General features: G+C 71.7%; 22 protein-coding genes. 15 read left to right on the top strand and 7 right to left on the bottom strand.

Annotated elements, in window-relative coordinates; translation table 11 throughout:
• Window positions 1-117 precede the first annotated feature (117 nt).
• The 3 genes from ACFE60_RS01240 to ACFE60_RS01230 are packed head-to-tail and all read left to right on the top strand — an operon-like array spanning window position 118 to window position 2,043.
• Window positions 118-804 (top strand): endonuclease/exonuclease/phosphatase family protein, encoded by a 687-nt coding sequence (locus tag ACFE60_RS01240; protein ID WP_375387012.1) that lies wholly within the window; start codon window positions 118-120, stop codon window positions 802-804.
• A gap of 55 nt (window positions 805-859) precedes the next feature.
• Window positions 860-1,705 (top strand): aldo/keto reductase, encoded by an 846-nt coding sequence (locus ACFE60_RS01235; protein WP_375387011.1) that lies wholly within the window; start codon window positions 860-862, stop codon window positions 1,703-1,705.
• Window positions 1,706-1,707: 2 nt separating this feature from the next.
• Entirely contained in the window at window positions 1,708-2,043 is a 336-nt protein-coding gene (locus tag ACFE60_RS01230) for a hypothetical protein (RefSeq protein ID WP_375387010.1), read from the top strand.
• 67 nt (window positions 2,044-2,110) lie between these two features.
• On the opposite strand, the gene ACFE60_RS01225 is transcribed toward ACFE60_RS01230, so the two are convergent.
• Together ACFE60_RS01225 and ACFE60_RS01220 are read right to left on the bottom strand one after the other, a co-directional pair.
• Window positions 2,111-2,803 (bottom strand): potassium channel family protein, encoded by a 693-nt coding sequence (locus tag ACFE60_RS01225; RefSeq protein ID WP_375387009.1) that lies wholly within the window; start codon window positions 2,801-2,803, stop codon window positions 2,111-2,113.
• Window positions 2,804-2,839: 36 nt separating this feature from the next.
• On the bottom strand, window positions 2,840-4,195 hold the full coding sequence (locus ACFE60_RS01220) for a TrkH family potassium uptake protein (RefSeq protein WP_375387008.1): 1,356 nt from the start codon (window positions 4,193-4,195) through the stop codon (window positions 2,840-2,842).
• A gap of 280 nt (window positions 4,196-4,475) precedes the next feature.
• Here ACFE60_RS01220 and rplJ point away from each other — a divergent pair, with 280 nt between their 5' ends.
• Together rplJ and rplL are read left to right on the top strand one after the other, a co-directional pair.
• Entirely contained in the window at window positions 4,476-4,994 is a 519-nt protein-coding gene (rplJ, locus tag ACFE60_RS01215) for a 50S ribosomal protein L10 (RefSeq protein WP_375387007.1), read from the top strand.
• Window positions 4,995-5,041: 47 nt separating this feature from the next.
• Window positions 5,042-5,425 (top strand): 50S ribosomal protein L7/L12, encoded by a 384-nt coding sequence (gene rplL, locus ACFE60_RS01210; RefSeq protein ID WP_375387006.1) that lies wholly within the window; start codon window positions 5,042-5,044, stop codon window positions 5,423-5,425.
• A gap of 431 nt (window positions 5,426-5,856) precedes the next feature.
• Here rplL and ACFE60_RS01205 read toward each other — a convergent pair whose 3' ends face one another.
• Complete coding sequence (locus ACFE60_RS01205; RefSeq protein WP_375387005.1) at window positions 5,857-6,894, bottom strand: LacI family DNA-binding transcriptional regulator; 1,038 nt, start codon at window positions 6,892-6,894, stop codon at window positions 5,857-5,859.
• Between the two features lie 154 nt (window positions 6,895-7,048).
• Here ACFE60_RS01205 and ACFE60_RS01200 point away from each other — a divergent pair, with 154 nt between their 5' ends.
• The gene (locus ACFE60_RS01200; RefSeq protein WP_375387004.1) at window positions 7,049-7,465 is read left to right on the top strand and encodes a hypothetical protein; all 417 of its coding nucleotides are present in this window, start codon (window positions 7,049-7,051) and stop codon (window positions 7,463-7,465) included.
• 28 nt (window positions 7,466-7,493) lie between these two features.
• Here the strand turns inward: ACFE60_RS01200 and ACFE60_RS01195 are convergent, their stop codons facing one another.
• Entirely contained in the window at window positions 7,494-7,892 is a 399-nt protein-coding gene (locus ACFE60_RS01195) for a hypothetical protein (RefSeq protein ID WP_375387003.1), read from the bottom strand.
• The gene (locus ACFE60_RS01190; RefSeq protein ID WP_375387002.1) at window positions 7,892-8,245 is read right to left on the bottom strand and encodes a PadR family transcriptional regulator; all 354 of its coding nucleotides are present in this window, start codon (window positions 8,243-8,245) and stop codon (window positions 7,892-7,894) included. Before ACFE60_RS01190 ends, ACFE60_RS01195 begins: the two co-directional genes overlap by 1 nt.
• A gap of 130 nt (window positions 8,246-8,375) precedes the next feature.
• Here ACFE60_RS01190 and ACFE60_RS01185 point away from each other — a divergent pair, with 130 nt between their 5' ends.
• The 6 genes from ACFE60_RS01185 (at window position 8,376) to ACFE60_RS01160 (ending at window position 15,302) form a co-directional block, all read left to right on the top strand.
• Window positions 8,376-9,374: a LacI family DNA-binding transcriptional regulator gene (locus ACFE60_RS01185; protein WP_375387001.1), complete on the top strand. Its 999-nt coding sequence runs from the start codon at window positions 8,376-8,378 to the stop codon at window positions 9,372-9,374.
• 142 nt (window positions 9,375-9,516) lie between these two features.
• Window positions 9,517-10,854, top strand: coding sequence for an ABC transporter substrate-binding protein (locus ACFE60_RS01180; RefSeq protein WP_375387000.1), 1,338 nt, complete (start codon window positions 9,517-9,519; stop codon window positions 10,852-10,854).
• A 136-nt stretch (window positions 10,855-10,990) separates the two neighbouring features.
• Window positions 10,991-11,971, top strand: a complete 981-nt coding sequence (locus ACFE60_RS01175) for a carbohydrate ABC transporter permease (RefSeq protein ID WP_375386999.1) — start codon at window positions 10,991-10,993, stop codon at window positions 11,969-11,971.
• Complete coding sequence (locus ACFE60_RS01170; RefSeq protein WP_375386998.1) at window positions 11,968-12,903, top strand: carbohydrate ABC transporter permease; 936 nt, start codon at window positions 11,968-11,970, stop codon at window positions 12,901-12,903. Before ACFE60_RS01175 ends, ACFE60_RS01170 begins: the two co-directional genes overlap by 4 nt.
• Window positions 12,904-12,982: 79 nt before the next feature.
• Window positions 12,983-13,555, top strand: coding sequence for a hypothetical protein (locus ACFE60_RS01165; protein WP_375386997.1), 573 nt, complete (start codon window positions 12,983-12,985; stop codon window positions 13,553-13,555).
• A gap of 76 nt (window positions 13,556-13,631) precedes the next feature.
• On the top strand, window positions 13,632-15,302 hold the full coding sequence (locus ACFE60_RS01160) for a glycoside hydrolase family 13 protein (RefSeq protein ID WP_375386996.1): 1,671 nt from the start codon (window positions 13,632-13,634) through the stop codon (window positions 15,300-15,302).
• Between the two features lie 62 nt (window positions 15,303-15,364).
• Here ACFE60_RS01160 and ACFE60_RS01155 read toward each other — a convergent pair whose 3' ends face one another.
• The gene (locus ACFE60_RS01155; protein ID WP_375386995.1) at window positions 15,365-16,303 is read right to left on the bottom strand and encodes a glycosyl hydrolase family 32; all 939 of its coding nucleotides are present in this window, start codon (window positions 16,301-16,303) and stop codon (window positions 15,365-15,367) included.
• A 74-nt stretch (window positions 16,304-16,377) separates the two neighbouring features.
• On the bottom strand, window positions 16,378-16,965 hold the full coding sequence (locus tag ACFE60_RS01150; protein ID WP_375386994.1) for a hypothetical protein: 588 nt from the start codon (window positions 16,963-16,965) through the stop codon (window positions 16,378-16,380).
• Between the two features lie 121 nt (window positions 16,966-17,086).
• Between ACFE60_RS01150 and ACFE60_RS01145 the strand changes: the two genes are divergently transcribed.
• The 3 genes from ACFE60_RS01145 (at window position 17,087) to ACFE60_RS01135 (ending at window position 22,481) form a co-directional block, all read left to right on the top strand.
• Complete coding sequence (locus tag ACFE60_RS01145) at window positions 17,087-18,937, top strand: ABC transporter ATP-binding protein (protein WP_375387028.1); 1,851 nt, start codon at window positions 17,087-17,089, stop codon at window positions 18,935-18,937.
• 167 nt (window positions 18,938-19,104) lie between these two features.
• Complete coding sequence (locus ACFE60_RS01140; RefSeq protein WP_375386993.1) at window positions 19,105-20,373, top strand: glycosyltransferase; 1,269 nt, start codon at window positions 19,105-19,107, stop codon at window positions 20,371-20,373.
• Window positions 20,370-22,481, top strand: coding sequence for a glycosyltransferase family 39 protein (locus ACFE60_RS01135; RefSeq protein ID WP_375386992.1), 2,112 nt, complete (start codon window positions 20,370-20,372; stop codon window positions 22,479-22,481). The genes ACFE60_RS01140 and ACFE60_RS01135 overlap by 4 nt, the downstream gene beginning before the upstream one ends.
• Window positions 22,482-22,492 lie beyond the last annotated feature (11 nt).

Genomic DNA, 22,492 nt, shown 5'->3' with positions numbered 1-22,492 from the left:
AGGACCCGCTGGGCCCTTCCGTCCTGAACCCGGCACGTCATCCTGCACGCGGCTCGGGGGCACGGCCCGGGGCGGTCAGCCGTCGGAGGTCCAGGGAGGAGGTGCGAGGGTTCCGCAGTGCGCATCACCACCCTGAACCTGCGCGGGTTCTTCGACTGGGAGCACCGCGCCTCCACCGTCGCCGAGTACCTCCGCGGCCTCGACCCGGACGTGATCCTGTTCCAGGAGGTCGTCTTCCTGCCCGAGGTCTCGCCGTTCTCGCCCGTCGAGCTGCTGAACCGCGCGCTCGCATACCCGCAGCGGCATGAGGCGATCACCCGGCTGCAGCACGGCCGGACCCACCCCGTCTACCGGGAGGGGCTCGCGGTGCTGTCGAAGGCACCGGTCACCGCGACGCAGACGCTCGCGCTGCAGCACGAGCAGGGCGACCCGCACCAGCGCATCGCGCAGCTGCTGGACGTGGCCGCGCCGGACGGCGTGTGGCCCCTGGCGAACGTGCACCTCTCGGTGCGGGACGACTACGCGCTGCACCACCTGGGCGAGGTGCTCGGCATCCTGCGCGACAAGGGGGAGCGGCGCATCCTCGGCGGCGACTTCAACGTCGACCACCTCGAGCGGCACGCGGCGCTCTGGCACGACGCGGTGCTCACCTCGTCGATCGCGAGCTACCAGTCGCACCCGTCGTCGCACGAGAACGACGACTACTTCCTCGTCCCCACCGAGTTCGTGATCGACCGGGTGCTCGTCTCCGGGAACGACCTGTCCGACCACGAGGCCGTCACCGTCGACCTCTCCCGGGCGTGACCCCGCGCCGCCGGCGTCCCGGAGGCGCCCAGTCGCCCCGCCCTAGCCTCGAGGCATGACGAGCACCCCCTCCGTCCCCACGATCACCCTGAACAACGGTGCGACGATCCCGCAGCTCGGCTTCGGCGTCTTCCAGATCCCGCCGGCCGAGACGAAGGACGCGACCCTCACCGCGCTCGAGGTCGGCTACCGCCACATCGACACCGCGGAGATGTACGGGAACGAGGAGGGGGTCGGCCAGGCCGTCCGCGAGTCCGGCATCCCCCGTGACCAGATCTTCGTCACCAGCAAGCTGAACAACGGGTTCCACGCGCCCGAGGACGCGCTCGCCGCGTTCGACACCACCCTGGCGACGCTCGACATCGACTACCTCGACCTGTTCCTCATCCACTGGCCGCTGCCGGCCGTCGGCGACTACGTCGACACCTGGAAGGCGATGGAGCAGATGTACGCGGGCGGCAAGGTCCGGTCGATCGGCGTCTCCAACTTCCAGCAGCACCACCTGAACCGGCTGCGCGCCGAGACGACGGTGCCGCCGGCCGTGAACCAGATCGAGGTCCACCCGTACCTGACGCAGGAGCCCCTCCGCGCGTACGGCGCCGAGCACGGCATCGCGACGGAGGCCTGGTCGCCGATCGCGCAGGGCGGCGTGCTGGGCGATCCGGTGATCGAGCGCATCGCCCGCCGCGTCGAGCGCACCCCCGCGCAGGTCGTGCTCCGCTGGCACGCGCAGCGCGGCGACATCGTGTTCCCGAAGTCGGTCACGCGATCGCGGGTGGAGGAGAACTTCGCCCTCTTCGACTTCGAGCTGACCGACGAGGACGTGACCGACATCTCCACGCTGAACAAGGACGAGCGCACCGGCCCCAACCCGGACGAGTTCAACTACATCCCGTCCTGAGCATGGACCTGTCGCTCGAAGGCCGCGTCTTCGACCTGGTCTCGTCGACCGCGAGCCGAGTCGACCCGGAGGCGCCGACGCGGTTCCGGTACTCGGAGTCCGCCGGCGTGATCTGGGGCGACTACACGGGCGACACGGTCGCGGAGGGGCGCTTCGTCGGCACCCGCGACGGCGATCGGGTGACGGTGTCGTTCGTGCATGCTCTCGCCCAGGGCGGCAGCCGGGTGTCCGGCACGGCCGCCTCCCGCATCGAGGTGGGCGAGGCCGGGCTCCGTCTGGTCGAGGAGTTCGAGGCGGACGGGCAGCCGCAGATCAGCGTCTGCGCGGAGGTGCGCTGACGCGCCTCCGCCTCTCAGGGGCTCCAGGGCGCACGGCGCATGGACGTTCCGAAGGACGAAGGGCGCGTCACCGCCCGGAGGCGAACCGCTCGGCCTTCCGGGTCGGCCCGGTGACGAGCAGCAGGTCGTCCGCACCGATCACCGAGTCGGTGGTGCAGTGGTGCCAGCCGCCGTCCGGCCGCTTGATCGCCGTGATCGTGACCCCGCGGCTGTCCCGCGTGCGCGCCTCCGCGACCGTCCGCCCGACCAGGTCGGCCGGCGGCTTCGTGCGGACCGCGGCGAAGTCGTCCCCCAGCTCGACGAAGTCCTGCAGGTTGCCACGCACCCGGTGGGCGATGCGCTTGCCCATGTCCTTCTCGGGGTAGACGACGTTGTGCACGCCGAGCCGCTCGAGGATCGCGCCGTGCTGGTCGCTGACCGCCTTCGCCCAGATCTGCGGCACCCCGAACTCGAGCAGCAGCGACGCCGTCAGGATGCTCGCCTCGAGATCGGAGCCGATCGCGACGACGACGCGCTCGAAGTCGGGGATCGACAGCTCGCGCAGGGTCTCCTCCTGGGTGCTGTCCGCCCGGACCACGTGGGTCAGGCGGCCGTTCATGCCCTGCACGAGCTCCTCGCTCGTGTCCATGCCGAGCACGTCGGTGTCCGACGCCATCAGCTCCAGGGCCAGCGCGGAGCCGAACCGGCCGAGACCGATCACGGCGACCGAGTCCGCCTCCGCGGCGAGGTGCTCGCCCGTCCCGAATCCACGCAGCCTCACCACGGCCGGCCTCCGCTCGTCGATGGTCGCTCGTCCCTAGCCAATGATCGGCCTCTCCTTCGGGAACTCGTACGTGAGGGGTCGCGTGCGCACCGCGAGGGCGGAGGCGAGCAGGATCGGGCCCAGCCGGCCCGCGAACATGAGCAGCAGCAGCAGCGCCTGCGCCGCCGGAGGCAGGTAAGCGGTGATGCCGGTCGAGAGGCCCGCGGTGGCGAACGCCGACACGGCCTCGAACGCGAGCCGGTCGACCGGCTCGTCGGACAGCAGCGCCAGCGCGATGGTCGACCCGATGATCACCCCGACCGCGACAAGCGAGACGGTGATCGCCTGGCGGTGCACGGCCCGCGAGAGCCGCTTGCCGAACACGTTCACGGCGGCGCGGCCCCGCATCTCCGCGATCAGGATGAAGAACAGCACGCCGAAGGTCGTGATCTTGATGCCCCCGGCGGTGCCCGCCGGGCCGCCGCCGATGAACATCAGCACGTCGATGACGATCAGGGAGGCGCCGTCGAACCCGCCGATGTCGACGGTCGTGAAGCCCCCGCTGCGGGTCTGAGCCGCCGCGAAGAAGCCCGCGAGCAGCTTCGTCGGCCAGTCCAGCGGCCCGAACGTGCCGGCGCGCGCCCACTCCACGGCGGTGATGAAGACCATGCCGACCACGGTGAGGACGGCTGTGCCCCACAGCACGAGCCGCGTGTTCATGCTCCAGCGCAGCGGCGTCCGCGGGTACCGCCGCAGCTCGTCGAGCACCGGGAAGCCGAGGCTGCCGATCAGCACCAGCGCGGACAGCACCAGGCACACGACGGGATCGCCGACGAACGGCACGAGCCCGCGCGGCAGGATCGTGAAGCCGGCGTTGTTGAACGCGGACACGGCGTGGAACAGGCCGTACCAGGCCGCGGTCGCCGGCGGGTAGCCGGAGGCGGTCGCGAACCAGACCGTCAGGACGACCGCGCCGATCGCCTCCACGCTGAGCGACACCACGATCGCGCCCGTGATGAAGCGGCGGATGTCCGCGAGCCCGACCCCCTGCGTCTCGGCCGACGTCGAGAGCTTCGAGCCGAGCGACAGCCTCCTGGCGACGGCGAGACCGATCAGCGAGGCGAGCGTCATGATGCCGAGGCCGCCGGTCTGGACGAGCAGCAGGATCACGGCCTGGCCGAAGAGCGTCCAGTGCTCCGCCGTGCCCACGGTGGTCAGCCCGGTGACGCTCACCGCCGAGATGGAGGTGAACAGCGCGTCGAGCACGGCGGCGCCACCCGGACCGACCTTCGCGATCGGCAGGGACAGCAGCGCGAACCCGGATCCGACCACGGCGCCGTAGCCGACGAGCACGGTGGTGGCGGGTCCGAAGCGCTTGCGCGCGGCGACGGTGGAGGCGGCGGCGGGCATCGACTCCTCCTCCTCGCGGCCCCGCGAATCTAGCGCGGGCCCCGCTGGGCAGCGCGGGCGCGTGGATCCATCCGGTACAGTCGTCCGTGAACCGAAGACCGCCGGTCGTTCCTGCGCGCAGGAACCGAAGGCCCGGGCCCAGCCCGGCGACCAGCGCAGGATCACCGGAACGACATGCAGGCTCCGCCTGCGTCCCGCCCCGTGGCCTCCTGCGCCCGGGGCCTTTCTCTTGGCCCCACGCGTCGGGTCCTTCGGTCGAGAAGAAGACGGAAGGAGACGCATGGCGACGAAGGAAGCGACGGTCGCCGAGCTGACGGAGGGTTTCCGCAGCTCGAACGCCGCACTGCTGACCGAGTACCGCGGCCTCACGGTCGCGCAGCTGAAGCAGCTGCGCTCGCAGATCCGTGAGCACGCCTCGTTCTCCGTGGTGAAGAACACGCTGACCAAGATCGCGGCGAACAACGCCGGCATCTCGTCGTTCGACGACGAGCTGGCCGGTCCGTCCGCGATCGCGTTCGTGCACGGTGACACCGTCGCCGTCGCGAAGGCGCTGCGTGACTTCAGCAAGGCGAACCCCCTCCTCGTCGTGAAGAGCGGCTACTTCGACGGAGCGCCGCTCTCCGCAGCCGAGGTGGACCGCCTCGCCGACCTCGAGAGCCGCGAGGTCCTGCTGGCCAAGGCCGCAGGTGCCATGAAGGCGACGCTCACGAGGGCCGCGTACGTGGTCAACGCGCCGCTGTCGAAGGCCGTTCGCACGGTCGACGCGCTGCGCGACAAGAACGAGCAGGTCGCGGCCTGACGGCCGTCCTGCCCAGCACCGAACACCCCAAACCAAAGGAGGCCACCATGGCCAAGCTCAGCACCGACGAGCTCATCGAGGGCTTCAAGGAGCTCTCGCTCATCGAGCTCTCCGAGTTCGTCAAGAAGTTCGAAGAGGTCTTCGAGGTCACCGCCGCCGCGCCCGTCGCGGTCGCCGGTGCCGCGGGCCCCGCCGCCCCGGTCGAGGAGGTCGAGGAGAAGGACTCCTTCGACGTCGTCCTCGAGGCCGCCGGCGACAAGAAGATCCAGGTCATCAAGGAGGTCCGCGCGCTGACCTCCCTCGGCCTCGGCGAGGCGAAGGCGCTGGTCGACGGCGCCCCGAAGCCCGTGCTCGAGGGCGCGAACAAGGAGACCGCCGAGAAGGCCAAGGCCCAGCTCGAGGCCGCCGGCGCCACGGTGACCCTCAAGTAGTCGGTCCTGCACCCTGCGAAGGGCGTCGCCTCCACCGGGGTGCGGCGCCCTTCGTTGTGAAGGTCTTCTGGCGGCTTCGCCGCGCAGAAGACCTTCAGATCGGACGAGTCGAGGGACGAGCGGGCGCCGTGCCGTGCGCAGGAACCGGTTCCGCGTTCAGGACGGAAGCGGCTCCTCCGTCCTGATCCCGGAACGGGCGCCTGAACGAGCGACGCCGGAGGATGTCATGACCAGCCGGCGATGATCACGCCGACCGAGCGGGCGTGTTCGGCCCGATCGGGGCGTCCGCGGCCGCCCGTTCCGGGCCGCAAGCGCCCGGAGGGCGGATCGCGATCGGTCGGACTGAGCCGAAGTCGGCCGGCTCGGGCCGACCGTGCCGACGCCCACGCGGCGCTCCCCGGGCGGACCGGCCGAGACTCGCGCCCCGGCGCTCAGGCGTCCCGGTCCGCGGGGAGCCGGCGGCTCCGCGCCGCAGCCGCGGTGGTGCCGCGCACGATCAGCTCGTGCGGCGCCGCGATCGGCGCGATCGGCGGCGGTGTCCCCGCCAGCTGCGCCAGCACCATCGCCGCTGCGGCGGCGCCCTGCTCGTGGGGATCCTGGCGGACGGTCGTGAGATGGAACGCGGCGCTCCAGGAGTGGTCGTCGATGCCGACGACCGACAGGTCCTCCGGCACACGGATGCCCAGCTCGGCGGCGGCGAGCAGGACGCCGAAGGCCATCTCGTCCGACCCCGCGAACACGCCGGTCGGCCGGTCCGGCCGCTGCAGCATCGTCAGCGCGGCGGCCTTCGACTGCGGCAGCAGGAACCCGCCGGAGGCGAACCAGTGGTCGAGCAGCGGCAGGCCGCGGTCCCGCAGCTCGGCGCGCCAGGCGCGCTCGCGCAGGTCCGCCACCGAGCGGTCGAGCCCGAACCGGTCGTGCCCGCCGACGTGCGCGATGCGGTGGTGCCCGAGGTCGACGAGGTGCTGGATCGCGGACCGGCTGACGGCCGCGTCGTCGACGCCGATGCCGCGCAGTCCCGCCAGCGGAGCCCCGACGATCGCGACCGGAACCGGCAGGGACCGCAGCTCCGAGCGCTCCGCCCCGGTGAACCGGATGCCGAGCGCGATGACGGCGTCCGCGCGCTTGCGCAGCAGCGTGTGCGAGAACAGCCGCTCCCGCTCGCCCGGCCGCACCGCCAGGTCGACCAGGAACGTGTCGTACCCCTCGACGCGCAGCGCCGCGTCGACCCCCTCCACCACCTCCGTGAAGAACCAGCGGGTCAGGGAGGGGACGACCACCGCGACCGCGCCGGTCCGGCCGCTCGACAGGCCGGACGCGGAGGGGGAGGGGATGTAGCCGAGCGCGTCGGCGGCCTCCTGCACCCGCTGCCTGGTCACCGGCGACACGTTCGGCAGCCCGCGCAGCGCGCGCGACACGGTCGCGGTCGAGACACCGGACCGCTGCGCGACGTCATGGATGCTGGCCATCGATGCCTCGCTCGCGATCGTCGCGCACTGCTCGCCCGTCCGCGCCGACGGGCGGAGGTGCGCTACCGGAAGACTAGGCCGATCGCGCGGTCCGCGGCGTGGAACACCGCGATCGGGCCGCGCCCGCGCCGGGGCCCTGTGTAGGGTTCCGGCGATGGACGCCGCACCTGCCCCCGTGTCGATCCGGACGGACGGTCGACCCCGGCTCGTCGACGTGGCGACGCTGCTCGTGCTGGCCGCGGCCGCGGTCAACGTGTCCATCGGCGTGATGGTGGCGATCGCGGCTCCCGCGAGCGGCCTCCCGGTCGCGCCGGCCCTCGTCGCGGTGGTCGTCGCGCTGTCGGTGCTCTACGCCGCCGGCATCGCGGTCCTGGCGCTGCTCTTCCGCGCGGGGCGCCCCTGGGCGAGGGCCGCGTTCGTGGCGCTCGCCTCACTGAGCCTGCTCACCGTCCTCGCGCTGAACGTGTACAACGCGGTGGTGATCGTGCTGCTCATCGCGGCGTCCATCGTCCTGTACCGGCGGCCGGTGACCGCCTGGACCCGCACGCTGCAGGGCAAGCGCGCCGCTTGAGCCTCCGGCCGCGCCAACGGTGCGGCGGTCAGCTCATCCCGATCCAGCCGCGCTCAGCGATCCGCCGCTCACCATCGGCGGAGAACCGGCCGACGTTCGCGTGGAACTGCTCCGTCGCATCGACGAACCGCTCGGCGACCGCACCGTTCGCCTGGTCGAAGTGATCCATCGCGCTCAGCGGAACGGACCACCGGGTGGCCGGGAGGCGCGTGCGGGACGGCCGACGCAGCCGCATCGACAGCCCGTCGACGGCGAAGCGGAGCCGTTCGGCGAGGCTGGGCGCCGTGCGGCGCTGGGCGGCGTGCACCTCGAGCAGCGTGCTCAGCACCACCTCGCCGTCCTGCTCGCGGAAGCGGGGGGGATGGAGCAGCAGCAGCGAACGGTATGCGGCCGGGATCGTCGGTCGCCGCTCCTCGTCGGTATGCATCAGGCGCTCACCGAGGAGGAGGGCCGCTGTCCCCAGCCGTGGGACCGCAACCGCACCGTGGCCTCCCGCGCATCAGCGTCGAGCCGGGCCGCCTCCGCCGCGAGGGCAGCGGCTCCGGCATCGGTCAGCACGACGTGGCGACGGCGTCGCCCACCGACGGTCTCCTCGCCGTCGGCCGCGATGAGGCCCTCGCGCTCGAGCCTGGCGAGGGCCGCGTACAGGGTGGTGACCTTGAGCCGGACGCGCCCACCGGAGAGGGTGGCCGCCTCGGTGAGGATGGCGTAGCCGTGCAGGCGCCCACCCGTGAGCGCGGTGAGGATCCAGTAGGTGGGCTCCTGCAGACGGTGCGGCATGTCGAAGGTCTACTCCCGCGGATGGAGTATGTCCACCCCCGCGGATGGGTACCTGTGCCGAGGACGAGCCGGTCGGCCCTCGCCGGCGGCCGATTCCGCGTTACGGTGTCCGCGATCGAGGAGTCCGACGATGGGCCGGGTTGGCATCCGTGACGTGGCGCGTGCAGCGGGCGTGTCGGCGACGACCGTGTCCCACGCGTTGAGCGGCCAGGGCAAGGTCAGCGCGGAGACCCGCTCGCGGGTGGCGCGCGTCGCCCGCGATCTCGGGTACGCCCCGAACCGGGTCGCGACCGCGCTCCGCAGGCGACGGACGGACGTGCTCGGGTTCGTCTCGGACGAGATCGCCACGACCCCCTTCGCCGGCCGCATCGTGCTCGGCGCGCAGGACGCCGCGTCCGCGGCCGGCATGACGCTGATGGTCGTGAACTCGAACCGGGATCCGGGGGTCGAGGCGCAGCAGGTGGAGGTGCTGCGTGCGCAGCAGGTCGACGCGCTGCTCTACGCGACGATGTTCCACCGCAGGGTGACCGTGCCGGCCTTCAGTGGCCCCCTCGTGCTCGTGAACGCCGAGGCCGGCCCGGCGGTGAGCTCGATCGCGCCGGACGAGTACCGCCTCGGCGTCGACGCCACCCGGCTGCTGCTCGACGCGGGCCACCGGCGCGTGGTGCACCTCACCATCGACGAGCCGGGGCTGGGGGTGGAGGGCCGGGTCGCGGGCTACCGGGACACCATGCTCGGCGCAGGCCTCCCTCCGCACGTCGTCGCCGTGGGCGGTCCGGCGGACGCCCGCGCGGGGCGGGAGGCGCTCGAGCTCGCGGTCGCAGCGGACCCCGACGCGACCGCGGCGTTCGTCTTCAACGATCCGATGGCGATGGGCGCCTACCAGACCGCGGCACGACTGGGGCTGCGCATCCCGCAGGACCTGTCGGTCGTCGGCGTCGACGACCTCGAGCTGATCGCGGCGCAGCTGCTGCCCGCGCTGACGACCTTCCAGCTGCCCCACTACGAGATGGGCCGCTGGGCCGTGACGCGGGCCGTCCGTGCGCTCGACGGCCTGGACACGCAGCCCGAGGTCGTCTCGATCGTCTGCGCAGAGGTCGTGCGTGAGTCGGTCGACGTTCGGGTCTAGGCTCGCGGCGACGCCACTGCAATCGTTTGCAATCGTTACGGATTCGTGTCCTCGCCGTCGGGTTGCACACCCCCCGGACGGGGTTAGGGTCCTCGCGGTAAAACGTTTTGGCTTACCAGTTCAATGACGAAAGGTCGAAGTAATGAGGCTTCGGAAGCGTGCAGTCGTGCTGACGGCGATGGCCGTCGGTACCGCGCTCGCCCTCTCCGGCTGCTCGAGCAGCGGCGGCGGCGGCAACGGTGGCGGAGACGCCACAGGGACCGTGACCATCGCGGGCGCCTTCACGGGCGATCAGGGCACCGCGTTCCAGAACGACCTGACCGCCTGGGCGAAGAAGAACGCCAAGGGGCTCACTGTCAAGTACACCGGAAGCGACGCCTTCCAGACCTCGATCGTCGCGCAGGTCAAGGGCGGCACAGCCCCGGACATCGCGATCTTCCCGCAGCCCGGCGTGCTCAAGTCGCTGATCAGCGGCGGCATGGTCCCGCTCGACGACCTGACCGACGTCAAGGCGGCGACCGCGGACGAGGCCTCCGGCCTGCCGGACATCGCGAAGGTCAACGGGAAGACGTACGGCCTGCCCTACAACATCAACGTCAAGTCCCTCGTCTGGTACAACCCGGCGGCCTTCAAGAAGGCCGGCCTCACCGTGCCGACGACGGACGAGGAGATGCAGGCGCTCTCGAAGAAGATCATCGACGAGAACAAGGGCTACCCCTGGTGCGTCGGGATCGGCTCGCAGGGCTCGAACGGCTGGCCGATGACCGACTGGCTCGAGGAGTACGTGCTGCGGTACGGCGGCCTCGACCAGTACAACGACTGGATCACGCACAAGATCAAGTTCGACTCGCCGCTCGTGAAGAAGGCGGCGCAGAAGGTCGAGGACACGATCTTCCAGCCGGGCCAGGTCAACGGCGGCGGCAAGGCGATGGCGTCGACGGACTTCGGTGCGGCGGGCAACAACCTGTTCAAGACCACCGGCAAGTCCGGCGGCCAGTGCTTCATGATGCGGCAGGGCACGTTCATCACCGGGTTCTTCCCGAAGGACATCCAGGCCGAGATCGCGAAGAACGACACGACGAACATCAACGCGTTCGTGCTGCCGACCCCGTCCGACGCGGTCACCAGCGGCACCCTCGGCGGTGGTGACCTCGTCTCCGCGTTCAAGAACACAGCGGCGACCAAGAAGGTCATCAGCTACCTGGTCAGCAAGGACTTCGGCACGAACGGCTACGCGAAGGACTGGGGCTCGGCGCTGTCGGCCCACAACGACTTCGACGCGTCGCTGTACGCGACGCCGTTCCAGAAGGTCGCGCAGGACGCGGTGAAGTCGGCGAAGGTGTTCGGCTTCGACGCCTCCGACCAGATGCCGGGTGCGGTCGGCGCCGGCACGGAGTGGTCGAACCTCACCCAGTGGACCGCCGGACAGCAGTCCCTGGACGACGCCCTGAAGGCGATCGACGCCTCCTGGCCCCAGTGATCGAGTAGGAGTGGGCGGCCCGGCCGAGTCCGACCGGGCCGCCCACTCCTGCCACCAGCCGGCGTGAGCCGCCTTCCGCTACAGTCCAGTCAGCCCCCCTACAGCGTCGTCAGGTGGTGTTTCCTTGAATCAAATCGTGAGCGTGCTGGCCTCCGTCATCGGCGGACTGGTCATCTCGTACCTGATCTACCTCGGTCTCAACTTCGTCGTCGAGAAGACGAACACGAAGTGGAAGGCCCGGCTGCTGCCGTACGTCTTCCTCGGACCGGTCCTGCTGCTCCTCGCGGTCTTCATCCTGGCGCCGACGGCGCTGACCGTGTTCCAGAGCCTCATCCACTACGACTCGTTCGGACTGCAGACCTTCGGGGGCGTCACGAACTACGTGCAGCTGCTCTCGTCGGGGCCGTTCCTGCAGACGCTGCTGAACAACCTGCTGTGGATCATCTTCGTGCCGGCCCTCACGGTGATCGTCGGGCTCTTCGTCGCGACGCTCGCCGACCGGCTCGGGCCCAACCGCGAGAAGCTGTTCAAGACGCTGATCTTCATCCCGTTCGCGATCAGCGGCATCGCCGCCGGCACGATGTGGAGCTTCGTCTACTTCTACAACTCGCCCGGACAGCCGCAGATCGGTCTGCTCAACGCGATCTTCACCGGCATCTCCGGAGCGGACCCGGTGTCGTGGCTGGCGACGCCCGACTTCCGCCTGAACAGCTTCCTGATCATGGCGGTGATGATCTGGCTGAACGCGGGCTACGCCATGGTGCTGCTCTCGGCGGCGATCAAGGGCGTGCCGGAGGAGACCATCGAGGCCGCGCGCATCGACGGCGCGACCGAGCAGCAGGCGTTCTTCCGCGTGATCATGCCGCAGATCCGGGCGACGATCGTCGCGGTGTTCATCACGGTGCTGATCAGCGTGATGAAGGTCTTCGACATCGTGCTCGCCATGACGACGGGCCAGTACAACACCAACGTGCTCGGCCTCGAGTTCTACAACCAGCTGTTCAGCTTCCAGAACCAGGGCAAGGCGTCCGCGGTCGTCGTCATCCTGCTGGTCGCCGTGATCCCGGTGATCATCTATCAGATCCGCAGCTACCGTGAGCAGGAGGCGCTTCGATGACCAGCAGCACCCAGGTCACCCCGACCGTCGTGCAGACGCGGAACGCGTCCGCCGTCTCCGCGGCGACCAAGACCGCCAGGCCGAAGCGGCGCGTGCTGCTGACGGTCATCCTCGGCGTCTTCGCCGTGCTGTGGCTGCTGCCCGTGCTCGGGCTGCTGATCACGAGCCTGCGGACGACGACGGATGCCCTGTCCACCGGCTGGTGGACGGTGCTCGGCAAGTCGTTGACGTTCGAGAACTACGCGAACGCGCTGTCGGGCGCGACGAGCGGCACCGGGCAGAGCCTCGCGTCCGAGTTCTTCAACACGGTCGCGATCGTGCTGCCGGCGACGGTGCTGCCCCTGATGTTCGCGGCGTTCGCGGCATACGGGTTCACCTTCCTCGAGTTCAAGGGCAAGGAGTTCTTCTTCGCGGTCGTCGTCGGCCTGCTCGTGGTGCCGGTGCAGATCTCGCTGGTGCCGGTGCTGCAGACCTACAGCGCGATCACGAAGGCGACCGGCATCCAGATCGTGGGCACGTATCCCGCGGCCTGGATCGTCCACTCGTCCTTCGCGCTGCCGCTCTGCATCTTCATCCTGCGCAACTACATGTCGACGCTGCCGAACGCGCTGGTCGAGGCCGCCCGGGTGGACGGGGCGAGCCACTTCCAGATCTTCTGGCGGCTGATCATGCCGATGTCGATCCCGGCGCTGGCCTCGTTCGCCATCTTCCAGTTCATCTGGGTGTGGAACGACTACCTGGTGTCGTTCATCTTCGCCGGCACCACGAACCCGGTGCTCCAGGTCGGGCTGCTGGCGCTGAAGGGGCAGTACAACCAGGGCTGGAACCTCGTCGCGGCGGGTTCCTTCGTCGTGATGATCATCCCGCTCATCGTGTTCTTCTCGCTGCAGCGCTTCTTCGTCCGGGGCCTCACCGCCGGCTCGGTGAAGTAGTCCGACCATGACGGCAGAGGGGCCGGGTCCTGCGGGGCCCGGCCCTTCCGCGTCCGCCCTCGAGGCGGCCCGGCTTCGCGTGTACCGGCCGGACGCCTCCGCGGACGACCTGGCGGAGTACGAGCGGCTGGTCGGCGCCGGTCGCCTCGTCGCCCCGCCGCTCGCGGCCGAGGCGCCCGCCGCCCGGACGGCGGTGACCGACCCGGCGCCGACGAGTCGCTCGAGGCCGTCGCGAACCCAGCGCATCGCGCTCGTCCTCGGCGTCGCCGCGGTGATCGCCGGCCTGGTCGTGGCCGTGGTGCTCCAGCAGCGGGACCCGCCCTTCCCGCAGCAGCTCGACGCTCCGGCCGCGTCCGGCCGGACGCTGACGATCCTGTTCCGCGCCTCCGATCCGCGCATCGCGCCCGGGGTCGTCACGTACCAGCCGCAGGGGTACCAGGTGTTCCAGCCGACGGCGCGCACCCTGCACGTCGCGATCCGCTGCCAGGGGGCCGGTCGGGTCGTCATCGCCGTCGGCGCGGTCTTCACGTTCCGCTGCACCGAGCGGCGAGCGGTGCTGCGTCAGACCCTGGAGGCGAGCGGCCGGCCGTTCGTCGCGGTCGGGACGACGCGCGGCAACGTCGTCTGGAGCGCCCGCGTCACGACCGACTGAGCCGCGGTCGTCGCGATGCCCGCACGTCGGCAGCGGGGCCGCGGACCGGTCGACGGTCGCACCGTAGGGTTCTCGGATGCCGCCCCGGACCCGTGACCTGACCGATCCGGACTGGTGGCGCTCCGCCGTCGTGTACCAGGTGTACCCGCGCAGCTTCGCCGACGGGAACGGGGACGGCATCGGCGACCTCGCGGGGCTGATCGAGCGGGTGCCGTACCTGCGCCGGCTCGGCATCGACGCCGTCTGGCTCAGCCCGTTCTACCCCTCCGCGCTCGCGGACGGCGGCTACGACGTCGACGACCCCCGCGACGTCGATCCGCGGATCGGCACGCTCGCGCAGTTCGACGACCTGGTGGCTGCCCTGCACGCCGAGGGCATCCGCATCGTCGTCGACATCGTGCCGAACCACTCCGGCTCCGGACACGCCTGGTTCCGGGCCGCCCTGGCGGCCGCGCCCGGATCGCGCGAGCGGGCCAGGTACGTCTTCCGCGACGGCCTCGGCGCCGACGGCTCGCAGCCGCCGTCGGACTGGGTCAGCCACTTCGGCGGATCCGCGTGGACCCGGGTGCCCGACCCTTCGAGTGCCTCAGGACGGCGCGGCCAGTGGTACCTGCACCTCTTCGCGCCGGAGCAGCCGGACTTCGACTGGTCCAACCCGGAGGTACGCGAGGAGTTCCACGACATCCTCCGGTTCTGGGCGGACCGTGGGGTCGACGGCTTCCGGGTCGACGTCGCGCACGGGCTGGCCAAGGATCTCGACGAGCCGCTGCGCAGCTATCCGAGGATCAGCCGCGACGTCGTCCCGGATGACGGGTCGGATCCCCTGTTCGATCGGGACGAGGTGCACGAGATCTTCCGCGGCTGGCGTCGCGTGCTGAACGAGTACGACCCGCCGCGCGCGGCGGTGGCGGAGGCGTGGGCGCCGCCGTCCCGCCTGCCGCTGTACGCCAGGGCCGACGAGCTCGGTCAGGCGTTCGAGTTCGACCTGGTGCTCGAGCCGTGGGACGCCGAGCGGTTCCGGTCGACGATCGAGGGGGCGCTCGAGCGCGCTCGCGTCGTCGGTGCGTCGTCGACGTGGGTGCTGTCGAACCACGACCTCGTGCGGCACGCGAGCCGCTTCGGTCTGCCGCGGGGGACCGATCTGTCGGCGTGGCTGCTGCGCGACGGAGCGGAGCCGGTGGAGGACCGCGCGCTCGGGCTGGCACGCGCGACGGCGGGGACGCTGCTGCTGCTCGCCCTGCCGGGCTCCGCCTACCTGTACCAGGGGGAGGAGCTCGGGCTGCCCGAGGTCGCGGACCTGCCGATCGCCGCCCTCGCCGACCCGGTCTGGGAGCGGCACGGGCATACGGCCAAGGGCCGGGACGGGTGCCGGGTGCCGCTGCCGTGGACGACGGGCGGGCCGTCGTTCGGGTTCGGAGCCGGCGGCGCGCACCTGCCGCAGCCCTCGTGGTTCGCGGACTTCGCGGTCGAGGCGCAGGAGCGCGACCCCGGATCGACGCTCGCCTTCTACCGGGCGGCGCTCGCGACCCGGGCGGAGGTGACGATCGGCGAGGGCGTGACGTTCGGCGAGGCGACCGGGCACGTCATCGAGGTGATCCGGGAGGGCGGATGGCGGTCGATCACGACGTTCGGCTCGCCGGCGCCCCTGCCTCCCGGCGAGGTGCTGATCACCAGCGCACCGATCGCCGAGGGGATCCTCCCGGCCGACGCGACCGCCTGGATCCGCGACCCCGCTCTTGCTCGTTAAGGCCGGATTCGTCGACACGCCGCTCGCGGGCCTTCGCGCCCGGCGAGTCCGCGAATCCAGCCTTAACGAGCAAGCAGGTGGGGGCGGCCGTCCTGCAGCCCGATCGGCATCGGATCGGTGATCGTACCGACGAATCCGCCCTGCTCGTCGAAGTTGCGGAACGCGAGGAAGACGGTCGCGCCCTCCCGTGTCTCGACCACCCGCCCGACGTAGAGGTCGTGCCCGGCGAGCAGGGTCGCGTCCTTCGGGGCCCACGGACGGGGTCCGGGTCGCGTCGGGACGGTCCACACCCCTCCGGTCGTGCCGGTCGCCCGGTGCGTGTCCGACAGCTCGCCGGCGAGGCAGTTGAACACGAGGAAGGGTTCGCCGCCGATCCGGACGGTCTGGGTGACCTCCAGCTGGGTGAACCCGCTGCCCGGTTCCGTGAGCGGGGCTTCGAGGGTCCAGGACAGCAGGTCGTCGGACACGGCCGTCCCGATGATGCCGCGGTCGTCCAGCGGTCCGGTCCTTGCGCGTGCCGTGATCAGCATCCGCCAGCGCTCGCCGTCGCGGTACACCCAGGGGTCGCGGAACGCCTCGTCCGGCCACGGGCCGTCGTCGAGCGTCTCGTACCACCGCGGGTCGGCGGCCAGCACCTGCCCCCTCCGGTCCCAGCTGACCAGGTCGGCGCTCGTCGCGACGCCGATTGACTGCACGTTCCTGCCGTCGACGAGGTGCGCGCCGGTGTAGATCAGGAACCACGTGCCGTTCGGATGCCGGACCGTGCAGCCGGTCCAGATCGCGAGGTCGTCGAACGCGGGCGGGTCGCTACGGACGAGCGCGTCCTCCACCCGGTTCCAGGTCCGCAGATCCGTGGAGACGGCGTGCCCGACCGAAGCGCGATGGTGGCGCGCCTCCGGATCCCGCAGCGCCTTGGACGCGAAGAGGAAGAACAGGTGGTACCGGTCGCCGTCGTCCACGATCCAGAAGTCCCACACCCACGACTCCGGCAGCGCGAACACCCGCCAACCCTAGGCGAGGCCCCGCCGAGCACCCGCGGACGTCGGTACGCGGGCCGCGGCGGGGCGCTCGGGCGCTACGCCCCGGAGCCCCGCTCGCCCTCCCGGCCGTAGTGGTCCTCCTCGAAGGCGTCCTGCTGACCGATCGGGACGGCGCCCCTCGACCGGTCGCCCAGGCTCTCCTCGTCCCCGGACGCTTCGCCGTCGGACTCGCCCTCCAGGCCGTCGATGACGCCGTTCGTCTGGTCGAACACGTGCGCGATGGAACCGTCGTCGTCGAGCGCGGTGAGCCCGCCGCCTCCGTCGGTCGCCGCGTCGGTCGCCTCGACGGACGCGGACGTGTCGACGGTGTCGCGGCTGCCGACGGTGTCGCCGCTGCCGACGGTGTCGCGGCTGCCGACGGCGTCGCCGCTGCCGACGGTGTCGCGGCTGCCGACGGCGTCGCCGCTGCCGACCGCATGGGCTCCGCCGCCGTCGGTCGTGGGCATCGGCTCGGTGCTCGTGACGCGGGAGGCGTCGTCATCGCCGCCGAAGGCGGCGTCGTGCTGTCGTGCTCGCTCGCCGCCCACCAGGTCGGCCGCGTCCGTCGTGGAACCGGTGTCCTCGACGGTGAAGGGGGAGTCGTCGGCGTCGTCGCGCGGCGTTCCAGGATGGATGTCACTCATCCTCGGACCGTAGGAGCGTCGTCTGCGAGTGGGCCCACCTCCGGCTGACCGCTCCCCGAGAGATGCTCGCCCGGGCATGCGCAGCGCCGTCGGCGGCGGACCCTACCCTTCTGCAGTGAGCATGCGGGCGATCCGGGGGTCGCGTCAGGACGCCTCGCTCGCGCGCGCCGAGAACGCGGCTGCGCCGCGGATCCCGGACTTCGGCCGTCGGATCCGCGGGCTCTTCGAGCCCTACCGCGGTCGGCTCGCCCTGACGATCGGGCTCGTGCTGATCACCGCGGCGCTCACCGTCGTGCCGCCGCTGCTGACGCAGGAGGCGTTCGACCAGGGACTGTTCCCGGGCGGCGGCCCGAACCTGCCGCGGCTCGCGGAGATCGTCGGCGGCATGGTCGCGATCTGGGTGGTGTCGCAGCTGCTGGGCGTCTGGCAGACGTACCTGACGGCGACCATCGGCAACGGGGTGACCGCCTCCCTGCGCCAGCGGCTGTTCTCCCGGCTGCAGGAGATGGAGCTCGGCTTCTTCACCCGAACGCGGACGGGCGTCATCCAGTCCCGGCTCGCGAACGACGTGGGCGGCGTCGCGAACGTGCTGTCGAACACGGTGTCGTCCGTGGTGGGCAACACCGTCACCGTCATCGCCGCGTTCGTGGCGATGTTCCTGCTCAGCTGGCAGCTGGCGCTGATCGCGATCGTGCTGCTGCCGGTGCTGGCGGTGGTGCAGCGCAGCGTCGGCCAGCGGCGCGCCCGCATCGCGACGAAGACGCAGGAGTCCCTGTCCGAGCTGTCCGCGATCACGCAGGAGGCGCTCTCCGTCTCCGGGATCCTGCTCGCGAAGGCGTTCACGCGGCAGCGGCAGGAGACCGAGCGGTACACCGCCGAGAGCACCCGGCAGCTGCGGCTGCAGGTGCGGCAGGAGATGACCGGTCAGGGCTTCTTCGCGACGATCCAGATCTTCCTGCTCATCGTGCCGGCGCTCGTCTACCTGTGCGCCGGGCTGCTGCTGTCGAACGGCGCGGACATCACGGCCGGCACGATCGTCGCCTTCACCACCGTGCAGGCGCGCCTGACCTGGCCGCTGATGGGCCTGCTGCGCGTCGCGCTCGACCTGCAGACCTCCTCCGCGCTCTTCGCCCGGATCTTCGAGTACCTGGACCTGCGGCCGGCGATCGCGGACGCCCCCGACGCGGTGACCGCGCCGGTGAGCGGGCTCGGCAGGGTCGAGTTCGACCACGTCGGCTTCGCGTACCCGGGCGGGCCCGGCCAGGAGCCGGTCGAGATCCTCACCGACGTCAGCTTCACGGTCGAGCCCGGCGCCTCCGTCGCCCTGGTCGGCCCGTCCGGCGCCGGGAAGACGACGATCGGCTACCTCGTGCCGCGGCTGTACGACGCGACGAGCGGCGCGGTGCGCTTCGCCGGGGTCGACGTGAAGCGGCTGACCCAGGAGTCGCTGCTCGGCTCGATCGGCATCGTGAGCCAGGAGACGTACCTCTTCCACGCGACGATCCGCGACAACCTGCGCTACGCGAAGCCGGACGCGACGGAGGAGGAGGTCCGCGCGGCCGCGACCGCCGCGAACCTGCACGCGACGATCGAGCGGTTCCCCGAGGGGTACGACACGGTCGTCGGCGAGCGCGGCTACCGGCTCTCCGGCGGGGAGAAGCAGCGCATCGCGATCGCCCGGGTCCTGCTGAAGAACCCGCCGGTGGTGCTGCTCGACGAGGCGACCAGCGCGCTCGACTCGGTGTCGGAGCGCGTGGTGCAGGAGGCGCTCGACGCCGCCTCGGCCGGCCGGACGACGATCGCGATCGCCCACCGGCTGTCGACGGTCGTCGACGCGGACGAGATCCTCGTCGTGGACGCCGGACGGATCGTCGAGCGGGGCACCCACACCGAGCTGGTGCGGCTCGGCGGGCTGTACGCGCGGCTCGCGGCGGAGCAGTCCGCCGAGGCCGAGGAGGCCCTGCCCGCCTGACGCACCGGGTGCACCGCCTGCGGACGTATGCACCGGCTGCAGCGCGCGCACGTGGCCGTTGGCGGTGCACACGGGCGGGGCGTCCTCATCGGACCCTGCCAACAAGCGGTACCCGCCTCATCGCCGAGACATCGGAACGGCATAGGAACGGCATCCAGCCTCCTCCCATGCCACCTGAGCCGTCGCTCGATGTCGAGATCGTCGTCCCCGTCCATAACGAGGCGCACGTGCTGCAGGAGAGCATCTGGCGCCTGCACCGCTACCTGACCGAGCACCTGCCGGTCACCTGGCGCGTGATGATCGTCGACAACGCGAGCACCGACGGCACCGTCGACGTCGCGCGCGGCCTGGCGGAGACGCTCCCCGACGTCGCCGTGCTGCGGCTCGAGCGGAAGGGGCGGGGACTCGCGCTCCGCTCGGCGTGGAGCGCGTCCTCGGCCCGGGTGGTCGCGTACCTCGACGTGGACCTCTCCACGGACCTCGCGGGCCTGTCCCCGCTGATCGCCCCGCTGCTGTCCGGGCACTCGGACGTCGCGATCGGCACCCGGCTCAGCCGGACCAGCCGGGTCGTGCGCGGCACGAAGCGCGAGCTCATCTCCCGCTCCTACAACGGCATCGTCCGCACCGTCCTGGCCACGTCGTTCAGTGACGCGCAGTGCGGTTTCAAGGCGGTCACGAAGCAGGCGGCTGACCGGCTGCTGCCCCTGGTGCGGGACGACGCCTGGTTCTTCGACACGGAGCTGCTCGTGCTGGCGGAGCGCTCCGGGCTGCGCATCCACGAGGTGCCGGTCGACTGGCAGGACGACCCCGACAGCCGCGTCGACATCGTGCAGACCGCCAAGGACGACCTGCGCGGCATCTGGCGGCTGTTCACCGACCTCTCCCGTCACCGGCTGCCCGTCGAGGCGATCGCGGAGGAGCTCGGCCGGTCGCCGCTCGCTGCGGCGGAGCGACCGGGCTTCGGCAGCCAGGTGATCCGGTTCTGCGTCGTGGGCGGCGCCTCCACGCTCGCCTACGCGCTGCTCTACTTCGTGCTGCGGCTGCTGGTCGGCGGTCAGGCGGCGAACTTCCTCGCGCTGCTGCTGACCGCGATCGGCAACACCTGGGCCAACCGGTGGTTCACCTTCGGCGTCACCGGCCGGCTCGGCGCCGTGCGCCACCAGGCTCAGGGCCTCGTGGTGTTCGGCATCGCCTGGGCCATCACCGCGGGCTCGCTGCTCGCCCTGCACTCCGCGCGGCCCGACGCCTCCCCGCTCGCGGAGATCCTCGTGCTCACCGCCGCGAACCTGGTCGCGACCGTCGTCCGCTTCGTCCTGCTGCGCGGCTGGGTGTTCCGCACCCGCCGAATCGGCCCCGAGCGCCGGGTCGCCGGCGCGGCGCCCTCGTCCTCCTCCTCGTCCTCCGAGACCGAACCCCACCTGGAGCTCATCAAGTGACCTCGACCATCACCGACACCCCGACCCCCATCGCGGCGGGCAGCCGCCGCGGCGGTCTGGGCGCGCGCGCCCGGGCCCTGCCACGGGCGCTCTGGCGCGGTCGCGCCGCGGACGCCGCCTGGGTCCGGCCCGCCTTCCTCGGGCTGCTGCTGCTGGCGGCGGTCCTCTACATCTGGAACCTCTCCGCCAACGGCTGGGCGAACGCGTTCTACTCCGCGGCGGTGCAGGCCGGCGCGTCGAACTGGGAGGCGTTCCTCTACGGCTCGTCGGACGCGGGCAACTCGATCACGGTCGACAAGCCGCCCGCCTCCCTGTGGGTGATGGCCCTGTCGGTGCGCCTCCTCGGCCTCTCGTCGTTCAGCATCCTGCTGCCCGAGGCGATCATGGGCGTGGTCACCGTCGCGCTCGTGTACGCCCTCGTGCGGCGCCACTTCTCCCCGCAGGCGGCCCTGATCGCCGGCGCGGCCACGGCGCTCACCCCGGTCGCGGTGCTGATGTTCCGGTTCAACAACCCGGACGCGCTGCTCGTGCTGCTCGTGACCCTGGCGACGTACCTGACGCTGCGGTACGTCGAGGACGGGCGGGTGCGGTGGCTGCTCTGGGCGGGCGCGGCCGTCGGCCTCGGGTTCCTGACGAAGCAGCTGCAGGCGTTCCTGATCCTCCCGGTGCTGATCGGCGTCGTGCTGTACGCCTCCCCGCGCCGCATCGGCAGCCGCTTCCTGCACCTGCTCGCCGCGCTCGGCACCCTGATCGCGTCGGCCGGGTGGTGGGTCGCGATCGTCACGCTGGTGCCCGCGAGCATGCGGCCGTACATCGGCGGCTCGCAGAGCAACTCGTTCCTCGAGCTGACGTTCGGCTACAACGGCCTCGGCCGGTTGACCGGCGACGAGACCGGCTCCGTCACGGGCGGCGGAGGCGGCGGGAACGCCGGTGGCGGGATGTGGGGGCAGACGGGCATCACCCGACTGTTCTCCAGCGAGTTCGGCACGCAGGTCGCGTGGCTGCTGCCCGCGGCGCTGGCGCTGCTCGTCGTCGGTCTGGTGGTGCTGTGGCGGCGCCCGCGGGTCGACCCGGCCCGGGCGACGGTGGTGCTGCTCGGCGGCACGCTCGTCGTCACCGGGGTGGCCTTCAGCTTCGGCGCCGGGATCATCCACCCGTACTACGCGGTCGCGCTCGCGCCGGCGATCGGCGGTCTCGTCGGCGCCGGGGCGTGGCTGCTCTGGCAGCGGCGCGGCGCCTGGTGGGCGCGCGTGGTCGCGGCGGTCGTGCTGCTCGGTACCACGGCGTGGTCGGTGTCCCTGATGTCGCAGGCCACGGACTTCCTGCCCTGGCTGCGGGTCGTCGTGGTCATGGCCGGTGTGCTCGGCGCGGTCGCGCTGCTGCTCGCCCCGTTCGTGCGGCGGTTCGCCGTGATCGGTGCGGCCGCCGCGCTCGTCGCCGCGCTCGCCGCGCCGTTCGCGTGGTCCGTGAACACGACCGTCACCGCGCACACCGGGTCGCTGCCGACGGCGGGCCCCGCGGTCGCGGGAGCCGGCTTCGGCGGTCGCGGCGGCGGCTTCGGCGGCGCGCGGCAGGCCTTCGGCGGCCAGCAGGGCGGCGGCTTCGGCCAGCAGCAGGGCGGGTTCGGCGGCACGCAGGGCGGCTTCGGCGGCGGCCAGGGCACGACGCAGGGCGGGACCGCTGCGGGCGGCACGCGGGGCGGCTTCGGGGGCATGGGCGGCGGAGGCGGCCTGCTCGGCGGGAGCACCGCCGTGTCGTCGGCGCTCGTCACGGCGCTGCAGTCGAACGCCTCCGCCTACACCTGGGCCGCGGCCGCGGTGGGCTCGCAGAACGCGGCGTCGTACCAGCTCGCCTCGGGCGAGGCCGTGATGCCGATCGGCGGCTTCAACGGCAGCGACCCGTCCCCGACGCTCGCCGAGTTCCAGCAGTACGTCTCGAGCGGCGAGATCCACTGGTTCATCTCGAGCGGCGGGGTGGGGCGGTCGAACGGCGGCTCGGATGCGTCCTCCTCCATCGCGGCGTGGGTGGAGGCGAACTTCTCCTCGAGCACCGTCGGCGGCGTGACGGTCTACGACCTGTCGTCCGGCTCGGCGACCGCCGGCGCCTGACGACGAGTCGC

The organism is uncultured Amnibacterium sp. (assembly GCF_964245895.1).
Taxonomy (GTDB): domain Bacteria; phylum Actinomycetota; class Actinomycetes; order Actinomycetales; family Microbacteriaceae; genus Amnibacterium.
This window is presented reverse-complemented; position numbering and strand designations above follow the sequence as displayed.